Source organism: Frankia sp. Mgl5 (assembly GCF_023242985.1).
Lineage (GTDB): Bacteria > Actinomycetota > Actinomycetes > Frankiales > Frankiaceae > Parafrankia > Parafrankia soli.
In genome coordinates, this window is the sequence record NZ_JALKFY010000605.1 from 63,003 (window position 1) to 78,934 (window position 15,932).

Genomic DNA, 15,932 nt, shown 5'->3' on the forward strand with positions numbered 1-15,932 from the left:
GCGTGCGGGTGACGCGTGCCGGGTGCGTCAGGGCCGGGCCGGGCCCGGCGGCCGTCAGCGGCGGACGAACGTCACCGATGGGAGACCATACGGGCCGCGGCCGCCGGGTCGATCCTGGCCACGAGATCGACCATGGCCAGCACGCCGACCGGCCGGCCGCGCTGGACCACGAGGTACTCCGCGGCGGGGGCCCGCTGGACGGCCGCGAGCAGGTCCTCGCCCTCGAGCTCGGCCTGCAGGGTCATCCCCGGGCCGATGCTCCGGCTGACCTCGTCCACCGCCATCCACGGCCGGCGGTGCTCCGGCAGGGCGTCGACGGAGGCGCCGTTCATGATCTTGACAGGGGTGCCGTCCCGGTCGATCACCGCGACGGCCGTGGCGCCCACCTCCTGGGCCCGGCGCAGCGCCTCACCAAGCGGGACCGCAGCCTCCACCGGCAGCGTACGGCGGGCGAGTCGGCCCGCCGACAGCCCGGGCAGCCGCTCGCGGACCTTGGCCGACCGCAGCGACTGGTACGCCCCGAACGCCACGAAACCGGCCAGGACGTACCAGTAGAGCGCAGCGAAGCCGCCGCCGGAGCCCGCCTTCGCACCCGCGACCGCCATCCCGCCGGCCACGACGAAGCCGCCGTAGGCGCCGGCCCGCAGCCCGCGCAGCTTGTCGTGCCCGATGGCCCACACCGCCGCGACGACGACCCGCCCGCCGTCGAGGGGCAGGCCCGGCGCCAGGTTGAGCACGAACAGCGCGACGTTGGTCAAGCCGATGAAGAAGAGCACTGTCCCGACGCTGCCGTGATCCGGCACGGCCAGCAGGCCGAGGAAGCACAGCCCCCCGATCACGCCGTTGACGGCGGGCCCGACGAAGGCGATCAGGAACTCGCGGCCGGCGGTGGCCGGCTCGGGTTCGAACTCGGTGAAACCGGCGAAGCCGTGCAGGGTCACCGACCGGACGTGCAGCCCGAACCGCTGCGCGGTCAGCGCGTGCCCGATCTCGTGCGCGAGCAGCGACAGGAGGAACCCCGCCGAGACGAGCAGGGACAGTACGAGCACATGCCCGTCGGTCGCGGCGATCGTCAGATGGCCCCGGATCGGGTCGATGAGCAGGGACGCGATCAGCGCCGCGAAGACCACGGCCAGCGGTGAGACGAAGATCGGGGCACCGCGGACGTGCCCGACCCGCATACCCGGCGGACGCGGCGCCGGCCGCCGCTCCGGCGGCTCCGTTCCACCGGAGACGCCGTGCCGCGCCGCGCCGGGCTGGTCCTCCATAGGTGTAGATGCTACGGACCATCCTCCGTGGTGTCCGCCGCGGATAGCGCTCCCGCTACGGATTGCGCTGTCCTGGGCCAGCCCCGCCTCCGGCTACCGCCCCCTGCCCGGTCTCCCGCCGAACCGCCGCCCCGCGGCGCGGGAGGCACATCGGGACACCGTGGGTGCCCCGAGGCGGGCGCCGATCGTGTCGGTGGCGGGTTCTAGGGTCGACGCCATGACCACAACGCCTGCCCAGGCCCCGGGCTCGGCCGCCGAAGGTTGCCCGACCGGGCCGGTCCAGGTCGGGCCCGGCTGGCATGAGGGCCGCGACCCCGCGGCGGCTCCGGCCGCGCCGCCACAGGCCGCGCTGCCACAGGCCGCGCCGCCACAGGCGCCACCGATAACGGCGTCGTTATCCCCCTCCCGGGCCGCCGACTTCGTCAACTGCCCGCTGCGCTACCGCTTCCGCGTGGTCGACCGGCTGCCGGAGGCGCCGAGCGAGGCGGCGACGCGGGGCACGGTGGTGCACGGCGTGCTCGAGCGGCTGTTCGACCTGCCCGCCCCGGGCCGGACCCAGCCAGCCGCGGCCGAGCTCGTCGAGCCGGTCTGGGCCGACCTGCTCGCCCGCGACCCGGCGCTCGGTGGCCTGTTCGACGACGACGGCGCCCTGCGCTCCTGGCTGGACAGCGCGCGTGACCTTCTCGCCGGCTACTTCACCCTCGAGGACCCGACCAGGCTGGCCCCGGCCGCCCGGGAGCTCTACGTCGAGCATGTCCTGGCCTCCGGGCTGCGGCTGCGCGGCTACGTGGACCGCCTCGACTCGGCCGAGACCCCCCAGGGCACCGCGCTGCGCGTCATCGACTACAAGACGGGCCGCTCCCCCGGCCCGGCGTTCGAGGGCGCGGCCATGTTCCAGATGCGGTTCTACGCGCTCGTGCTGTGGCGTTCGCGTGGCGTCATCCCGCGCGAGCTCCGGCTGTATTACCTGAGTGACCGAACCTGGCTGCGTGCCACGCCGGAGGAGTCGGAGCTGCGCGCCACCGAGCGCCGGATCGAGGCGCTGTGGGCGGCCATCGCCCGGGCGCACCGGACGGGCGACTGGCGGGCCACGCCGGGCCGGCTGTGTGACTGGTGCGATCACAAGTCGAGGTGCCCGGCATTCGGCGGAACCCCTCCCCCGCTGCCGGAGAACCGCACGGAGCTGCCCGTCGACGACGCCGCCCCCACCGTCTGCGAGGCGGACGGCTGAGCCGCCCGACCGTCCATCGAATCGCGGCGCATGGTTCCCGACCTGGCCACCGGCAACGTGGCGCACCAGACGTGGGGGTACCCGTTCGGGTACCCGAGGGCACCTTCGGACGGCGGCCCCGCGGGTGGGCCCGGCATCGGCGTGCCCGGGCGGTCACCGGTAGGGAAGATCCGGCGTCCCGGGTGGTGTCGGGGGCGGTTACCGTCGGCGGCGGACGTGGGCGGCGGGAGGATGCGGATCACCTCTCCGGCGTTGTCCCTTCGGGGCCTGGATCCCGGCGCTCCGCGGGAGCCGGCCGCCGATCGGTGAGGTAGTTCGCGACAGTTGGAGGAACGCATGGCCCGACGCACCGCATCGGACCGCGACGGTGCCCGCGGCGGTCCACGGCACGGCCGGGGGTCCGCCGCGCGGGCCTCCAGACTCACCAAGGTCTACGGCTCGGGTGACACCGCCGTCACCGCGCTGCGGGGCATCGACCTGACCTTCCCCTACGGCCGGTTCACCGCGATCATGGGCCCCTCCGGCTCAGGCAAGTCGACCCTGATGCACTGCCTCGCCGGGCTGGACCCCGCGACCACGGGGCGGGTATTCATCGGCGACGTCGACCTGTCCCGGCTCAACGACCGGCAGCTCACCCAGCTCCGCCGGGACCGGATCGGCTTCATCTTCCAGCAGTTCAACCTGCTGCCGACGCTCACCGCGGCCGAGAACATCACGCTGCCGCTGAACATCGCCGGCCGCAAGCCCGACCAGAAGTGGATGCGGATGGTCGTCGACGCCGTGGGCCTCGCGCCCCGGCTGAACCACCGCCCGCCCGAGTTGTCCGGCGGCCAGCAGCAGCGGGTCGCCTGTGCCCGGGCCCTGGTCACCCGCCCGGAGATCGTCTTCGCCGACGAGCCGACCGGGAACCTCGACTCGCGGTCGGGCGCGGAGGTGCTGTCGTTCCTGCGCGACTCGGTCCGCGAGCTGGGCCAGACCATCGTGATGGTCACCCACGATCCGACGGCCGCCTCGTACTCCGACGAGGTGATCTTCCTCGCCGACGGCCGGTTGGTCGACGCGATGGCCGAGCCCACACCGGACGCCGTCCTGGACCGGATGAAGAACCTGGACGCGCTCGTGCGCGGCAAGGCCGTACCGGAGCCCGAAGCGGACTACGACGACCTGCCGCCGGAGCCGCCCGAGCCGCGCGGCCCCGAGTACGACGACCGCGGCTACGCCACCGGCGGCTACCCGACGGGCGGCTACCCGGCCGACCACTACCCACCGGCCGAATACCACAACGAGGACTACGCCGGGCCGACAGACGATCACCAGTCCACGGGCTACGGCGCGGGGGGCTACCCGGGCGGCGGGCCGCACACCGGGGAGTACCCGAGCCCCGGGCCGTACCGGGGCGACCCCCGCACCGGTGGCTACGCCAGCCACTTCGAGGCCGGCCAGTCCGATACCGGCCGGTTTGACGCCAGCCAGATCGACGCCCGCGGCCGGTACACGGATCCGGCGGACACCGGCCCGTTCGGCCATGACCGGTACGGCTCCGCCGGGCAGCACACGGGCACTCGCGGCCACGGAGGCGGGTACCGGGCTCCGGACGACCACGACCGCTCGCCCTACGACGCGTCCAGGCACGGTGGCACCCGGAGCTACGAGCGGGGCTACGAGCGGGGCGCGGGCCGGGCGAATCCGACCGGGTGGGCCTGACGGATGCTGCGCGCCACACTGCGGAGCCTGCTGGCCCGCAAGGTACGGCTTGTCCTGTCCGCGCTCGCGGTCGTCGTGGGTGTCAGCTTCGTCACCGGCACCCTGGTCCTCACCGACACGCTGAACCGGACGTTCGACACCCTGTTCACCGACATCAACAAGAACGTCAGCGTCTCCGTGCGGACTGTCAACGCGGTCGGCACGGGCGACCAGGCCGACCGGCTGCCGGTGCCCGCCACGCTGGTCCCCATCGTCGCCAAGGTGGACGGAGTCACCGCGGCGACCGGGACGGTCCGGGGCCAGGCGGTCCTGATCGACCCCGCGTCGGGCGACCCGCTCAACAGCGGCGGCGCACCGGGCATCGGAACGAACTGGACCGGCGGCACCGCGACGGGGTCGGAGGAGATCGCCGACGGCCGGCCACCGAACGGCCAGGAGATCGCGGTCGACAAGTCGACCGCGGACAAACACCACCTCACGCTCGGCCAGCGGATCTCGGTGCAGACCCGCCTCCAGCCCGAGGAGTTCACCCTCGTCGGCACCTTCCGCATCGGCGGGCAGGACAGCCTCGGCGGCGCCGCCGTCACCACGTTCGACACGGCGACGGCGCAGCGGCTGCTGCTCGCGCCCGACCAGTTCACCTCGATCAGCCTCGCCGCCGCCCACGGCGTCTCGCAGGAGCAGCTGCGGGACAGGGTCGCCGCGGTGCTCCCCACCGGGGTCGAGGCGATCACCGGCACCCAGCTCGCCGAGGAGAGCGCGAGCGCGATCCAGGACGCCGTCAGCGGGTTCTCGACCTTCCTGCTGGTCTTCGCCGGCATCGCGGTGTTCGTCGGTGCCTTCATCATCTTCAACACGTTCACGATGTTGGTCGCGCAACGCGTCCGTGAGCTGGCGCTGCTGCGCGCGATCGGCGCGAGCCGGGCCCAGGTGCAGCTCTCGGTCCAGGTCGAGGCCCTGATCGTCGGCTTCATCGGCGCCACGGTCGGTCTCGCCCTGGGCGCCCTACTGGCGATGGGGCTGCGGGCGGCCGTCGGCGCGTTCGGGATCTCGCTGCCGTCCGGCCCGCTGGTCTTCCAGCCTCGGACCTTCCTGCTCGCCTACGGCATCGGCCTGGTCATCACCAGTTTCGCGGCGTTCGTGCCGGCCCGCAAGGCGGCGTCGGTGCCGCCGGTGGCGGCGATGCGCGAGACGTACGTGCTGCCCGCCAGGTCGCTGCGCACCCGGGCGTTCGGCGGCGGCGCGCTGACCGTGCTGGGAGTGATCTGCCTGGTGGCGGGCCTGGCCCGCGGGGAGAATCCGAACGCGAGCATGGTCGGCGCCGGCGCGGCGTTCGTCTTCCTCGGCATCGCCACCCTCTCGCCGCTGCTGGCCCCGCCGATCACCCAGGTCGTGGGGATTCCGCTGCGCGCGATGTTCGGGACGACCGGCCGGCTCGGCCAGGAGAACGCCATCCGCAACCCGCGGCGCACCGCCTCCACCGCGTCGGCGCTGATGATCGGCCTGGCCCTGGTGAGCGCGTTCGCCGTGCTCGGCCAGTCCATCAAGGAGTCGGTACGCGAGACGGTGTCGGAGAGCCTGGGTGCCGACTTCTACATCGCCACATCCAACCTGGCCCCCTTCAGCCCGCAGGTGGCCGCGGGGCTCCAGGGCAAGCCAGGCGTGGCGGTCGCCACCGGCATCCGGGGCGGGGCGGTCAAGATCGGCGACACCGACTCGACGGTGCTCGCGGGCGATCCGGCCGGCCTGCTGCAGGTCCTCTCCATCAAGCAGGTGGACGGCGACGTCAACGCGCTCGGCGCGGGTTCCCTCCTGGTCGACGAGGCGACGGCGGCCGAGCGGGGGCTGCGGGTCGGCGCGCCCGTCCCGGTCACGTTCGCGGACGGCCCGACCGAGCTGACCCTGGTGGGCACCTACGAGAAGAGCGCGATCGCCGGCCCCGCGATGATCGCGACCAGCGAGTTCGAGAAGCACTCGAACAACAACCTCGACCTGTTCGTGATGCTCAAGCTGGCCGACGGCGCCGACCCGGCCGCGGTCCGGGCCGAGATCGACAAGGTGATCAAGCCGTTCGGCAGCGTCGAGGTCCGCGACCAGTCGGAGTTCGTGGCCCAACAGGAGCAACAGGTCGACCAGCTGCTCGGGTTCGTGTACGTCCTGCTGGCCCTGGCGGTGGTGATCGCCCTGTTCGGCATCGTGAACACCCTCGCACTCTCGGTGATCGAACGCACCCGGGAGATCGGGCTGCTCCGGGCGATCGGCATGACCCGGCAACAGATGCGGATGATGGTCATCGTCGAGTCGATGATCATCTCGGTCTTCGGTGCGGTGCTCGGTGTGCTGGTCGGCAGCTTCTTCGGCTGGGCGCTGACCGGGGCACTGAAGAGCCAGGGGGTGACGACCTTCGCCTATCCCGTCGTAACGATCATCGCCGTGATGATCGCCGGCGCCATCATGGGCGTGCTCGCCGCGGTCTTCCCGGCGCGTCGAGCCGCCAGGATGGACATCCTGCGGGCGATCGCCACGACCTGACCCGCGAGCCCGCCGCCGGACGCGGGCCGGGCCTCAGCCGGGGTCGGCGCCGGCCCGGTATCAGCCGGAGTCGGCGCGGGCCGGGTCCGGACGGCGGGCGAGCCCGGCGAGCGTGGCCAGGTCGACCGCGTGCAGGCTGTCGACCCGGGCCGCGACCTGGCCGGGCAAATCGGCCGCCGCGATCGGCATCGACGGGACGAGGACCGTCGCGCAGCCGGCCGAGATGCCCGCCGCGGCCCCGGTGAGGCTGTCCTCCAGGACCACGCAGGCGGCGGGATCGGCGCCGAGCAGGCGGATCGCGGCGAGGTAGGGATCCGGGAACGGCTTGCGCCGGGCGACCTCGTCGCCGGCCACCGTCACGGTGAAGTGGTGCGCGCCCAGCACGGCGACCACCGCGTCGACCAGCGCACGGTAGGACGAGGAGACCAGGGCGGTCGACACCCCGGCCGCCGTGACGGCGCCCAACAGTTCCAGTGCCCCGGGCTGCGCGACGACCGCACCCGGTTCCCGGAACAGCTCCGCGGAGCGGCGCAGCAGGAACTCGGTGGTCGCGGGCTCGTCCGAGACGGGGCGCCCCAGCATCGAAACCATGATCGGGACGGCGGTGTCGATACCGTGGCCGATCATGGCAAGCTTCATCTCGGGCGTGAACCGCCCGCCCAGGCGCGCCGCGGCCTCGTTCTCCGCGATCGTCCACAGCGGTTCGGTGTCGACGAGCAGCCCGTCCATGTCGAACAGGACCGCCGCCGGCAGGTCGCTCACAGTGTGTCGTCCTCCGGGGAACCAATCGGGGAGCGGCCCGCGGACGGCCACACCGCACCCACGGCGCCAACGGCCGCGGGGGCCCGCTCGGCCGGGGCAGGGAGCAGCTGGGGACGCACCCTGAAAGGGTACCGGGGTGGGACGGAAGGCCCTCCGCGGGCGCCGGGGCGGGCCGGCGGCCGGGGTCCGGGCCGGACGCGGCGACCTCCGGCGGTGGTGGCCGCAACGGGCGCGGGCACCCCGGTTCCGCCGTCGGTGGAACGCGGCACATACCCGATATCGACCTGACAGGTCCCGCCCGACATAACCTCTGCGACGGGATGGACACGATGGATCGATCCCCGCCCGCCTACCGGTCACGGACGGGGGGCGTCGATGCCCTTGAGGCGGAGGTTGCGATCACGCGGCAGACTGGACAGCGGGCGTTCTCCCGGATCGGGAGGACGTACGGTTGCACTGTCACGGGGGCAGGGGGCCGCCGCGGGGCGGCAGGAGGTGGTAGGTGATCGAGTTCTCCGGCGTCGGCCAGCTGCGGTCGCCGGTGGTCGTGGCCGCCTTCGAGGGGTGGAACGACGCCGCCGACGCGTCGTCGGCGGCCGTCGAGCACCTGGAGAACGTCTTCGGTGCCCGCGTCATCGGCGCGATAGACCCGGACGACTATTACGACTTCCAGGTCAACCGGCCGACGGTCAGCGGTGCGGACGGCGCGTCACGCAAGATCGCCTGGCCGACCACGCGGCTCTCGGTGGCGCGGCCGGCGAAGTCCGAATCCGACCTGGTGCTCGTGCGGGGCCTGGAACCGAACATGCGCTGGCGGGGATTCACCGACGAGCTCATCGAGGCCGTCCACGCACTCGGCAGCGACATGGTCATCACGCTCGGGGCGCTGCTGGCGGATTCGCCGCACACCCGCCCCGTCCCGATCAGCGGTACCGCCGGGGATCCGGCCACCGCCGCGCGGCTGGGCCTCGAGGCCTCCCGCTACGAGGGGCCGACGGGCATCGTGGGCGTGTTCGCGGACGCCTGCTCGCGGGCGGAGCTGGCCTCGGTGTCGTTCTGGGCCGCCGTGCCGCACTACGTCGCCAACCCGCCGTGCCCGAAGGCCACCCTCGCGCTGCTCCGCCGGGTCGAGGATCTTCTCGACATGGAGATCCCGCTCGGCGAGCTGCCGGACAAGGCCAAGGCGTGGGAGCGGCAGGTCGACGAGCTCGCCGCCGGGGACACCGAGGTCGCCGAGTACGTCCGCTCGCTGGAGTCGCGCGAACCGGAGACGGCGCTGCCCGAGGCCAGCGGCGACGCCATCGCCCGGGAGTTCGAGCGCTACCTGCGCCGCCGGGGGGAGTGACCGCGCCCGCGCGCGAGGTCTACTCCTCGACGATCTCCGCGTCGAGGATGTCCTCCTCGGCGGCGGGGCGGTAGCCCGCGGCGGGCATGCGTACCGGGCCGGTTCCGGCTCCCCCGGCGGCCGGCCCGCCGGGGACGAAGCCGCCGGCCAGGTCGGTCGGGTAGGGCTCGGCTTCGGGGACGTCCCGCTGCTGCTGGCGATGGCGCCCCGGGCCGCGCCGCGCACCCGCGGTCGCGGAGCCCACGGTCGCGGCGCCCGCGGCGGCTGAGGGCGCCGCCGGGCTCGTCTCGGCGGTGAGCCGGGACGAGGCGGCCCATGCTCCATGGGTGCTCCCCCCGGAGCTCGTCGCCCCGGCCGGCGCGGACGCCCCAGCGCGGCTCGCTCCCACATGCCCGGCCCCCACGTGCCCGAGGCCCACGGACCCGGCGCCGAGGTGGCTCGTGCCCGTGTGCCCGGTACCGGTGTGCCCCGCCGCATACCCGGCCGCGGCGTAGGCGCTGCCGCCCGGCCCCACACCACCGGCCTGACCGGTGCCGGCGTGGCCCGTGCCGCCCGGACCACGCAAGGGGTCACCCGCACTGTCGACGCCCCCGGTGTGACCGGCGTGGTCTGAAGCCGGGAAGTGCGGGCTCGACGCCGCCCCGCCCGGCTGCGACTGTGACTGCGAGCCGGGCTGCCCTGGTGGCCCCGGCTGTTCCGGCGCGGCCGGGTGGCCCGGACCCGCCGCCGGGTGGCCCGGCGTGAACGGGGCCGCCGACGGATCCACCGACGGCGCTCCGGCCAGGTTCGGGCCCACCGGAGCGCCGGCGTCAGCCCGGCCGCTGTCGGCGGCGACGCCATCGGGTGACACGCCCGCGCGGGCGAGGTCGGTCACCGCCCGATCGATCTCGTCCCCGCCGAGCAGCCGGCGCAACCGCAGGACGGCGCCGATGATCTCGCCCTGCTGGCGCCGCAGCGCCTCGAGCGAGTGCGTTCCGCGCACGATCTCGGCCTCGAGGTCCTCGTGCCGGGTCAGCGCGAGCCGCCGGCTCTCCTCAACCGCGTCGAGGATCAGCTTCTCGGCCTGTTCCCGGGCCTCCCGGACGATCGGATGGTTCGCCCCCGCCTGCGCGACCGCCTCCTCCAGCGCCGACTCGGCGAGGTGGCGGGCGCCCGCGATGATGTCCTCGGCCTCGCGCTGCGCGATCTCGAGCATCAGCCCGATGCGCCCACCGGCCTGGGCGGGCAGACCCTCGGCGAGGCGGGCCTCGGCCTCCCGCCGGTCGCGCTCGTGGCGCAGCGCCGCCTCGGCCGCGGCCGCCCGGGAGGTCACCTCGCTCGCGTACCGCCACAGGACCCCGAGGTACTCGTCGACCTGCCGGGGGTCGTATCCCTGCGGTGCCTCATCAAAGGTCGGCCGGTCCATGGCGGCGCCGGGGGACTCCCGGCGGTGGTGCGCCCCCATCGGCTAGGTTCCTCTCGGTAGGACAGGCCCAAGGTCGACACCGAGCAGTGCGTCGACGGTGTCGCGGACGGTGGCCGGCGCCTGATCGTCCGCCTCGCCGCTGCCGCTGCCAGCGGCCAGTGCGGCCGCCGCCCACGCGTCGACCGCGGCGAGCGCTCCAGGCGCGTCGAGGTCGTCGGCGAGCCGGTCCCGGACCTCGGCCAGCACCGGCCGGAAGTCGGGGCCGGACGGCAGCGCGACGGCGGCGCGCCACCGGTCGAGCCGCTCGGCTGCCGCCGGCATGACGGCCGCGGTCCACTCCCACTCCACGGTGTGATGATGCTGCAACAGGGCGAGCCTGATCGCGGCCGGGTCCGCTCCGCGCGCGAGCAGCCTCGAGACGAACTCGAGGTTCCCCCGCGACTTCGACATCTTGTGGCCGTCCAGGCTGACCAGCGCGGTGTGGACGTAGGCGCGGGCGAACGGCCGGGCGCCGTTCGCGACCTCGGCGTGCGCGGCGCTGCACTCGTGGTGCGGGAAGGCGAGATCGCTCCCGCCGCCCTGGATGTCGATCGTGGCGCCGAGGTAGTGCCGGGCGATCGCGGAGCACTCCACATGCCAGCCCGGCCGCCCCGGGCCGAACGGCGACGGCCAGGACGGCTCCCCCGGCCGCTCCGCGCGCCACAGCAGCGGGTCGAGCGGGTCCTTCTTGCCCGGCCGGCCGGGATCACCGCCGTGCTCGGCGCAGGACACCAGCATCTGCGCGGGGTCGAGGTGGGCCACCTGGCCGAAGTCCGGCGCCGCGGCGACGGAGAAGTAGAGATCGCCGTCGACGGAGTACGCGGCGCCGCGCTCGACGAGCTGGGAGACCATGTCGACGATGAGCCCGACGGCCTCGACGACGCCGACGTAGTGGTCGGGGGGCAGGATGCGCAGCGCCGTCATGTCGGCCCGGAACAGGTCGATCTCGCGGCGGGCGAGGTCGCGCCAGTCGATGCCGTCGCGGGTGGCCCGCTCGAGCAGCGGATCATCGACGTCGGTGACGTTCTGCACGTACCGCACCTCGTGGCCGGCGTCCCGCAGCACGCGCTGGACGAGGTCGTAGGTGAGGTAGGTGAAGGCGTGCCCGAGGTGGGTGGCGTCGTACGGGGTGATCCCGCAGGCGTAGAGCCGGACCGTCGGCCCGAGATCCAGAGTCCGCACTCCGCCGTGCGCCGTGTCGAGAACGCGGAGGTCGCGACCCTGTCCGGGAAGCTTGGGGAGCTGAGGAAAGGGCCACGCCTGCATGCGTGTCAGGGTAACCGGGGCCGGGCCGGCCGCGGGACAAGCCGGGCAGGCCGGCGACGAGCAGGGCACAACCCCCGCCCGGGCGTGTCGCGGCCGGCGGCCCCGTCGGGCCGCGTCCGCCGGCTCAGAACGGCGGCCAGGGAATGGCCGGCCAGTCCCCGGAGGGCAACGGGAAACGGCCCTCGGCCAGGAGCCGGTCGACCCGGGCTCCCAGTGCCCGTAGCTCGGTCGTGGTGAGCAGCGGCTCGAGCCGCTCCCCCAGATCCGCGCCCAGCGCGTCGCGCACGCCCTGCAGGAGCGTGGTCTCCGCCGCGTCCAGCCGCTGGCCCCGCCAGGTCCACAGCAGCGTGCGCAGCTTGTCGTCCGTGTGGAACGTCACGCCGTGGTCAATGCCGTGCACCCGCCCGGACGGCGCCGGGAGCAGGTGGCCGCCCTTCCGGTCGGCGTTGTTGATGACGGCGTCGAACAGCGCGATGCGCCGCAGCTGCGGGTCGTCCGACCGGGTCAGCGCGACGAGGTCGACGGTCGTGTCGACGTCGATCCAGAGCTGGACCATCCCCGCGCCGAACGGGCCGTCCCGCATGACGGTCGGTGGGACGATGCCCGGGTCCATCGCCTCGGCGACCTCGTAGGCGGCCAGCTCACGGGCCGCCAGCGTCCCGTCCGGGAAGTCCCACAGGGCGCGTTCGCCGCGTACCGGCTTGTACACGCACCGCCCGCAGAGCTCGTCGGCCCGGATCTCGCACAGCAGCGTGGCGTTGCTGGCGTCGACCAGCCGCCCGGTGATCTCCAGCTCGCCGGTGCGCAGGAGCGCCAACGCCTCGCTCACGCCCAGCCCGCCGCTGTCGAGCGGGTCCAGCGGCGCACGCCGCCCAGGGTCGGCACCGGCCGCGGAGAGGCTCACGGTTCCAGTTTGGACGTCGGCGGCGCGACCGGGGATGTGGCCCCGCCCGATCCGGCCCCGGCCGCCTCGGAGACCGTACCCGGCCGGACACCGTCCACGGGCGGCTCGGCGCCGGCGCCACCTCCCACGACCTCGTCCTCGCGGGGACGCTTCCCGTCGCCCGCTGGCGACGGCGGTGCGGGCAGCAGGTCGGCGACGGCTCCGCCGACATCGTTGACGCGCCGCACGAACGGCCGGTGGTCGCCGTAGCGGACGACCGTGAGCGAGCACGGGTCGACGGTGATCCGGTGGTACATGTCCAGGTGCATGCCGAGGGCGTCGGCGAGGACGGTCCGGATCACGTCGCCGTGCGAGCACAGCAGCCAGGTCGCGTCCGGGCCGAGGCGCTCGTTCCACTCGCGCACCGCCGTGACGCCGCGGGACTGGGTGTCACGCAGCGCCTCCCCGCCGGGGAACGTCACCGCGCTCGGCTGGGCCTGTACCACCTTCCACAGCGGTTCCTTCGCCAGGGTCGCGAGTTCCTGCCCCGTCCAGTCGCCGTAGTGGCACTCCCCTATCCGCTCGTCGGTGTCGATCTTCTGCACCCCGGCGGGCGCGGACGGGCCCTCCGGGCGGCGCCGGGCGATCTCCGCGGCCGTCTGCTGGCAGCGGTCGAGCGGGCTGGACACGATCGCGGCGAGCGGGATGCCGGCGAGCCGCCCGGCCAGCGCCTCGGCCTGCTGGCGGCCCCGCTCGTCGAGCCCGACGCCCGGGGTCCAGCCGAGCAGGATCTTGCCGGTGACCGCGGTGAGGCCGTGCCGGACCAGCAGGACGGTGGTCAACTTCGGACCTTCCCTTCGTGGTGTGGCGGCAGGCCGGCCTGCGATGCGTACCACCAGGCGACACCAGCCAGCCCGCAAGTGGGGTGCCGGGGCGCGCGCGGCCCGGTCGACCCGGCCGGGCCAGGCCCGTTGACCTGGCCGAACGCCTGGATTCGATCGTTCGGCGGCTGGCACCGAAATGCGCGATCGGACTACCCACGGACCACCCGCCCCACCACGCTACCGAGCGGGCGGGCTCGGGGCGGCGGCCGGCGTCGTTACGCTTCCGCCATGCCCGCAGACGCCGCCGACTCCCCGTTTCGGACCGCCGCCGCGGTCGAGGACCGCGCCGCCGGCCCGCCGTCGGCCGGCCCGGGACCAACCCCGGACGACGCCGTGGTCTTCAAGGCCTTCTGCGGCGCCGGCCTGTGGCCGGGCCTGGGCCGGACGACGGCGGGCCGGCTGGAGGAGGCCGGCATCGAACGCCGCGAACACGTCGACCTGCACCGCCTTTCCTCGGTGCCGGGTGTCTCCGGGCCGCGGGCTCGCCGCCTGCTCGACACGTTCCGCGCGGCGGAACCCACCTACGCCGCGGTGGAGATGCTGGTCGCGGCGCGCCTGCCGGCGCGGCTTGCCCGCGGCCTGGCCGACGCGCTCGGCCCCACGGTGGCCAAGGCGCTGCGCGCGGACCCCTGGTCGCTGCTCGAGGGAGGCGAGGCCGAACTCGGCGACGCCGATCGCTTCGCCCGCCACCTCGGGCTGGACAGGGCGGACCCCCGCCGCGGGCCGGCGGTCCTCATCCACCTGCTCGGTCGCGCGGCGAGCCGCGCCGGCGACACCGCCGCCCCGGTCGCCGAGGTGGCCCGGGCCGCGGTCCGCGAGGGGGTCACCGAACCCCTCGACGCGCTGTCCGCCGCGCTCGACTCCGGCCGGGTGATCCAGGTCGACGACCGTCTCGCCCTCGAGCGGTACGCGATGGCCGAGCAGGCGATCTCGGACGGGGTGGAGCGCCTGCTCGCGACCGCCGAACCGTTCCGGCCCGAGGCCGGTGGGCGGCGGGCCCGGCGGCGCGCCGGCAGCGGACCGGGCGAGGAGCGGCCGGCAGTCGCCGCGCCGCCCGAACCGCCGGCGCCGACGTCGATGTTCGACGACGACGTACCGGACGACCACGCACCGGACGACGAGCCGCCCGGCAACGACGCGGCCGGCTCCGCCTACGGCGCGGCTGGGTCCGATGCGGCTGCCGTCGGCGCGGGCCGCGCCGACGGCGCGGGCACGGTCCCCGGCGGCGCCGAACCGGGCGCGGCGGCCGACCGCGCCGTGGCCGGGCTGGACGAGGTCCAGCTCCAAGCCGCCCGCACCGCGCTCGAGGTCGGCGTGAGCGTGCTGACGGGTGGTCCCGGCACGGGCAAGAGCCGCACCGTCGCCGCGGTCGTCCGGCTCGCCGAGGCCGCCGGCGTCGAGGTGGCGCTCGCCGCGCCGACCGGCCGGGCGGCGAAACGGCTCGAGGAGCTGTGTGGCGCGCCGGCCAGCACCCTGCACCGGCTGCTCGGCGCGCAGGGCCGCGGCGGCGGGTTCGCCCGCGACGAGCACAATCCCATCGAGGCCGACCTGGTCGTCGTCGACGAGACGTCCATGCTGGACGCCGAACTCGCCGCCGCCCTGCTGGACGCCTGCGCCGACGGCACCCACCTGCTCCTCGTCGGCGACCCTGCGCAGCTCCCCAGCATCGGACCGGGTCAGGTCCTGGCCGACCTGCTGGAGGCGGAGGTCGCGCCGGTCACCGAGCTGACCCGGCTCTACCGGCAGGCCGACGGCGGCGCGATCGCCACGATGGCCGCGGCGGTCCGCCGCGGTGAGCTGCCGCCACCCGGTTCGGGCCGTGAGGTCGTCGTCGTGGCGGCGCGTTCCTCCGGCGAGGCCGCGCACCGCGTCGTCCAGCTCGTCACCGACTCGATTCCGCGGGCCCTGGGCATACCCACCGAGGACGTACAGGTGGTGACGCCCGTGCACGGCGGGCCGGCCGGCACCGGCGCGCTCAACGCGGCGTTGAAGAACGCGCTCAACCCGGGCCGCGGCGAGGTCTCCGGCTTCGACGTCGGCGACCGGGTGGTGGCCACCGCGAACCACCTTGACCTGGGATTCGCCAACGGTGAGATCGGTGTGGTCGTCGCGCTCGGCGAACGGGGCGGCCTGCGGGTCGCCTTCCCCGGCGGCGAGCTCGACGTCCCCTCGCACGGCGTCGTGGACCTGCGCCACGGGTGGGCCGTCACGGTGCACCGTGCCCAGGGCAGCGAGTGGGCCGCCGTGGTCGGCGTCTTCCCGCCGGAGGCCGGCCGGATGCTTACCCGGCCGCTGATCTACACGGCGATGACGCGGGCACGCAGCCACCTGTCGGTCGTGTCGGTGAACGGCCCGGCGCTGCGGGCCGCGGTCCGCGACGCGGGTGGCCGGCGGCGGGCGACCCTCCTCCCGGCGCTGCTGACCGGCGAGTCCGCGGAGCCATTCGGGCCGATGGACGACATGGACGACACCGACGACCAGCCCGGCGAGGACGGCTTCGGCGCCGGCCTCGCTGACGGCGCCGCCGCCGGGGCGGCCGTTCTCGCGCCGGCCACGAAGGAGCCGGTCAGACCATGACCCCCTTGACAACCCGCACACGACACCACGGCAAGA

Annotated in this window: 11 protein-coding genes; 5 read left to right on the plus strand and 6 right to left on the minus strand. The window is 74.6% G+C overall.

The genetic code is table 11. The annotated features are described in order from the left end of the window. Positions 1–71: 71 nt before the first annotated feature. The gene (locus MXD62_RS11520) at positions 72–1,268 is read right to left on the minus strand and encodes a site-2 protease family protein (RefSeq protein ID WP_248829283.1); all 1,197 of its coding nucleotides are present in this window, start codon (positions 1,266–1,268) and stop codon (positions 72–74) included. Between the two features lie 217 nt (positions 1,269–1,485). Here MXD62_RS11520 and MXD62_RS11525 point away from each other — a divergent pair, with 217 nt between their 5' ends. From MXD62_RS11525 to MXD62_RS11535, 3 genes are all read left to right on the plus strand, one after another. Further along, positions 1,486–2,499, plus strand: a complete 1,014-nt coding sequence (locus MXD62_RS11525; RefSeq protein ID WP_248829284.1) for a PD-(D/E)XK nuclease family protein — start codon at positions 1,486–1,488, stop codon at positions 2,497–2,499. A gap of 336 nt (positions 2,500–2,835) precedes the next feature. Continuing rightward, positions 2,836–4,203 (plus strand): ABC transporter ATP-binding protein, encoded by a 1,368-nt coding sequence (locus MXD62_RS11530; protein WP_248829285.1) that lies wholly within the window; start codon positions 2,836–2,838, stop codon positions 4,201–4,203. A 3-nt stretch (positions 4,204–4,206) separates the two neighbouring features. Further along, the gene (locus MXD62_RS11535; protein ID WP_248829286.1) at positions 4,207–6,735 is read left to right on the plus strand and encodes an ABC transporter permease; all 2,529 of its coding nucleotides are present in this window, start codon (positions 4,207–4,209) and stop codon (positions 6,733–6,735) included. A 60-nt stretch (positions 6,736–6,795) separates the two neighbouring features. Here the strand turns inward: MXD62_RS11535 and MXD62_RS11540 are convergent, their stop codons facing one another. Next, complete coding sequence (locus MXD62_RS11540) at positions 6,796–7,497, minus strand: HAD family phosphatase (RefSeq protein WP_248829287.1); 702 nt, start codon at positions 7,495–7,497, stop codon at positions 6,796–6,798. A gap of 502 nt (positions 7,498–7,999) precedes the next feature. Here MXD62_RS11540 and MXD62_RS11545 point away from each other — a divergent pair. Then, positions 8,000–8,842, plus strand: coding sequence for a PAC2 family protein (locus MXD62_RS11545; protein WP_020462373.1), 843 nt, complete (start codon positions 8,000–8,002; stop codon positions 8,840–8,842). Positions 8,843–8,861: 19 nt separating this feature from the next. On the opposite strand, the gene MXD62_RS11550 is transcribed toward MXD62_RS11545, so the two are convergent. The 4 genes from MXD62_RS11550 to MXD62_RS11565 all read right to left on the minus strand — a co-directional run bounded on the left by MXD62_RS11550 (position 8,862) and on the right by MXD62_RS11565 (position 13,277). Continuing rightward, positions 8,862–10,286: a DivIVA domain-containing protein gene (locus tag MXD62_RS11550; protein ID WP_248829288.1), complete on the minus strand. Its 1,425-nt coding sequence runs from the start codon at positions 10,284–10,286 to the stop codon at positions 8,862–8,864. 3 nt (positions 10,287–10,289) lie between these two features. Next, entirely contained in the window at positions 10,290–11,552 is a 1,263-nt protein-coding gene (mshC, locus tag MXD62_RS11555; protein ID WP_248829289.1) for a cysteine--1-D-myo-inosityl 2-amino-2-deoxy-alpha-D-glucopyranoside ligase, read from the minus strand. Between the two features lie 124 nt (positions 11,553–11,676). Continuing rightward, positions 11,677–12,456, minus strand: coding sequence for an SCO1664 family protein (locus MXD62_RS11560; protein ID WP_248829290.1), 780 nt, complete (start codon positions 12,454–12,456; stop codon positions 11,677–11,679). After that, positions 12,453–13,277: a histidine phosphatase family protein gene (locus MXD62_RS11565; protein ID WP_248829291.1), complete on the minus strand. Its 825-nt coding sequence runs from the start codon at positions 13,275–13,277 to the stop codon at positions 12,453–12,455. The genes MXD62_RS11560 and MXD62_RS11565 overlap by 4 nt, the downstream gene beginning before the upstream one ends. A gap of 270 nt (positions 13,278–13,547) precedes the next feature. Between MXD62_RS11565 and MXD62_RS11570 the strand changes: the two genes are divergently transcribed. After that, the gene (locus tag MXD62_RS11570; protein ID WP_248829292.1) at positions 13,548–15,896 is read left to right on the plus strand and encodes an AAA family ATPase; all 2,349 of its coding nucleotides are present in this window, start codon (positions 13,548–13,550) and stop codon (positions 15,894–15,896) included. Positions 15,897–15,932: the final 36 nt, after the last annotated feature.

What these genes read in the sequence shown, in the direction of transcription:
- MXD62_RS11520 (WP_248829283.1), bottom strand. Translation starts at nt 1,268, where the DNA reads ATGGAGGACCAGCCCGGCGCGGCGCGGCACGGCGTCTCCGGTGGAACG.
- MXD62_RS11570 (WP_248829292.1), top strand. Translation starts at nt 13,548, where the DNA reads ATGCCCGCAGACGCCGCCGACTCCCCGTTTCGGACCGCCGCCGCGGTC.
- MXD62_RS11535 (WP_248829286.1), top strand. Translation starts at nt 4,207, where the DNA reads ATGCTGCGCGCCACACTGCGGAGCCTGCTGGCCCGCAAGGTACGGCTT.
- mshC (WP_248829289.1), bottom strand. Translation starts at nt 11,552, where the DNA reads ATGCAGGCGTGGCCCTTTCCTCAGCTCCCCAAGCTTCCCGGACAGGGT.
- MXD62_RS11525 (WP_248829284.1), top strand. Translation starts at nt 1,486, where the DNA reads ATGACCACAACGCCTGCCCAGGCCCCGGGCTCGGCCGCCGAAGGTTGC.
- MXD62_RS11530 (WP_248829285.1), top strand. Translation starts at nt 2,836, where the DNA reads ATGGCCCGACGCACCGCATCGGACCGCGACGGTGCCCGCGGCGGTCCA.
- MXD62_RS11550 (WP_248829288.1), bottom strand. Translation starts at nt 10,286, where the DNA reads ATGGGGGCGCACCACCGCCGGGAGTCCCCCGGCGCCGCCATGGACCGG.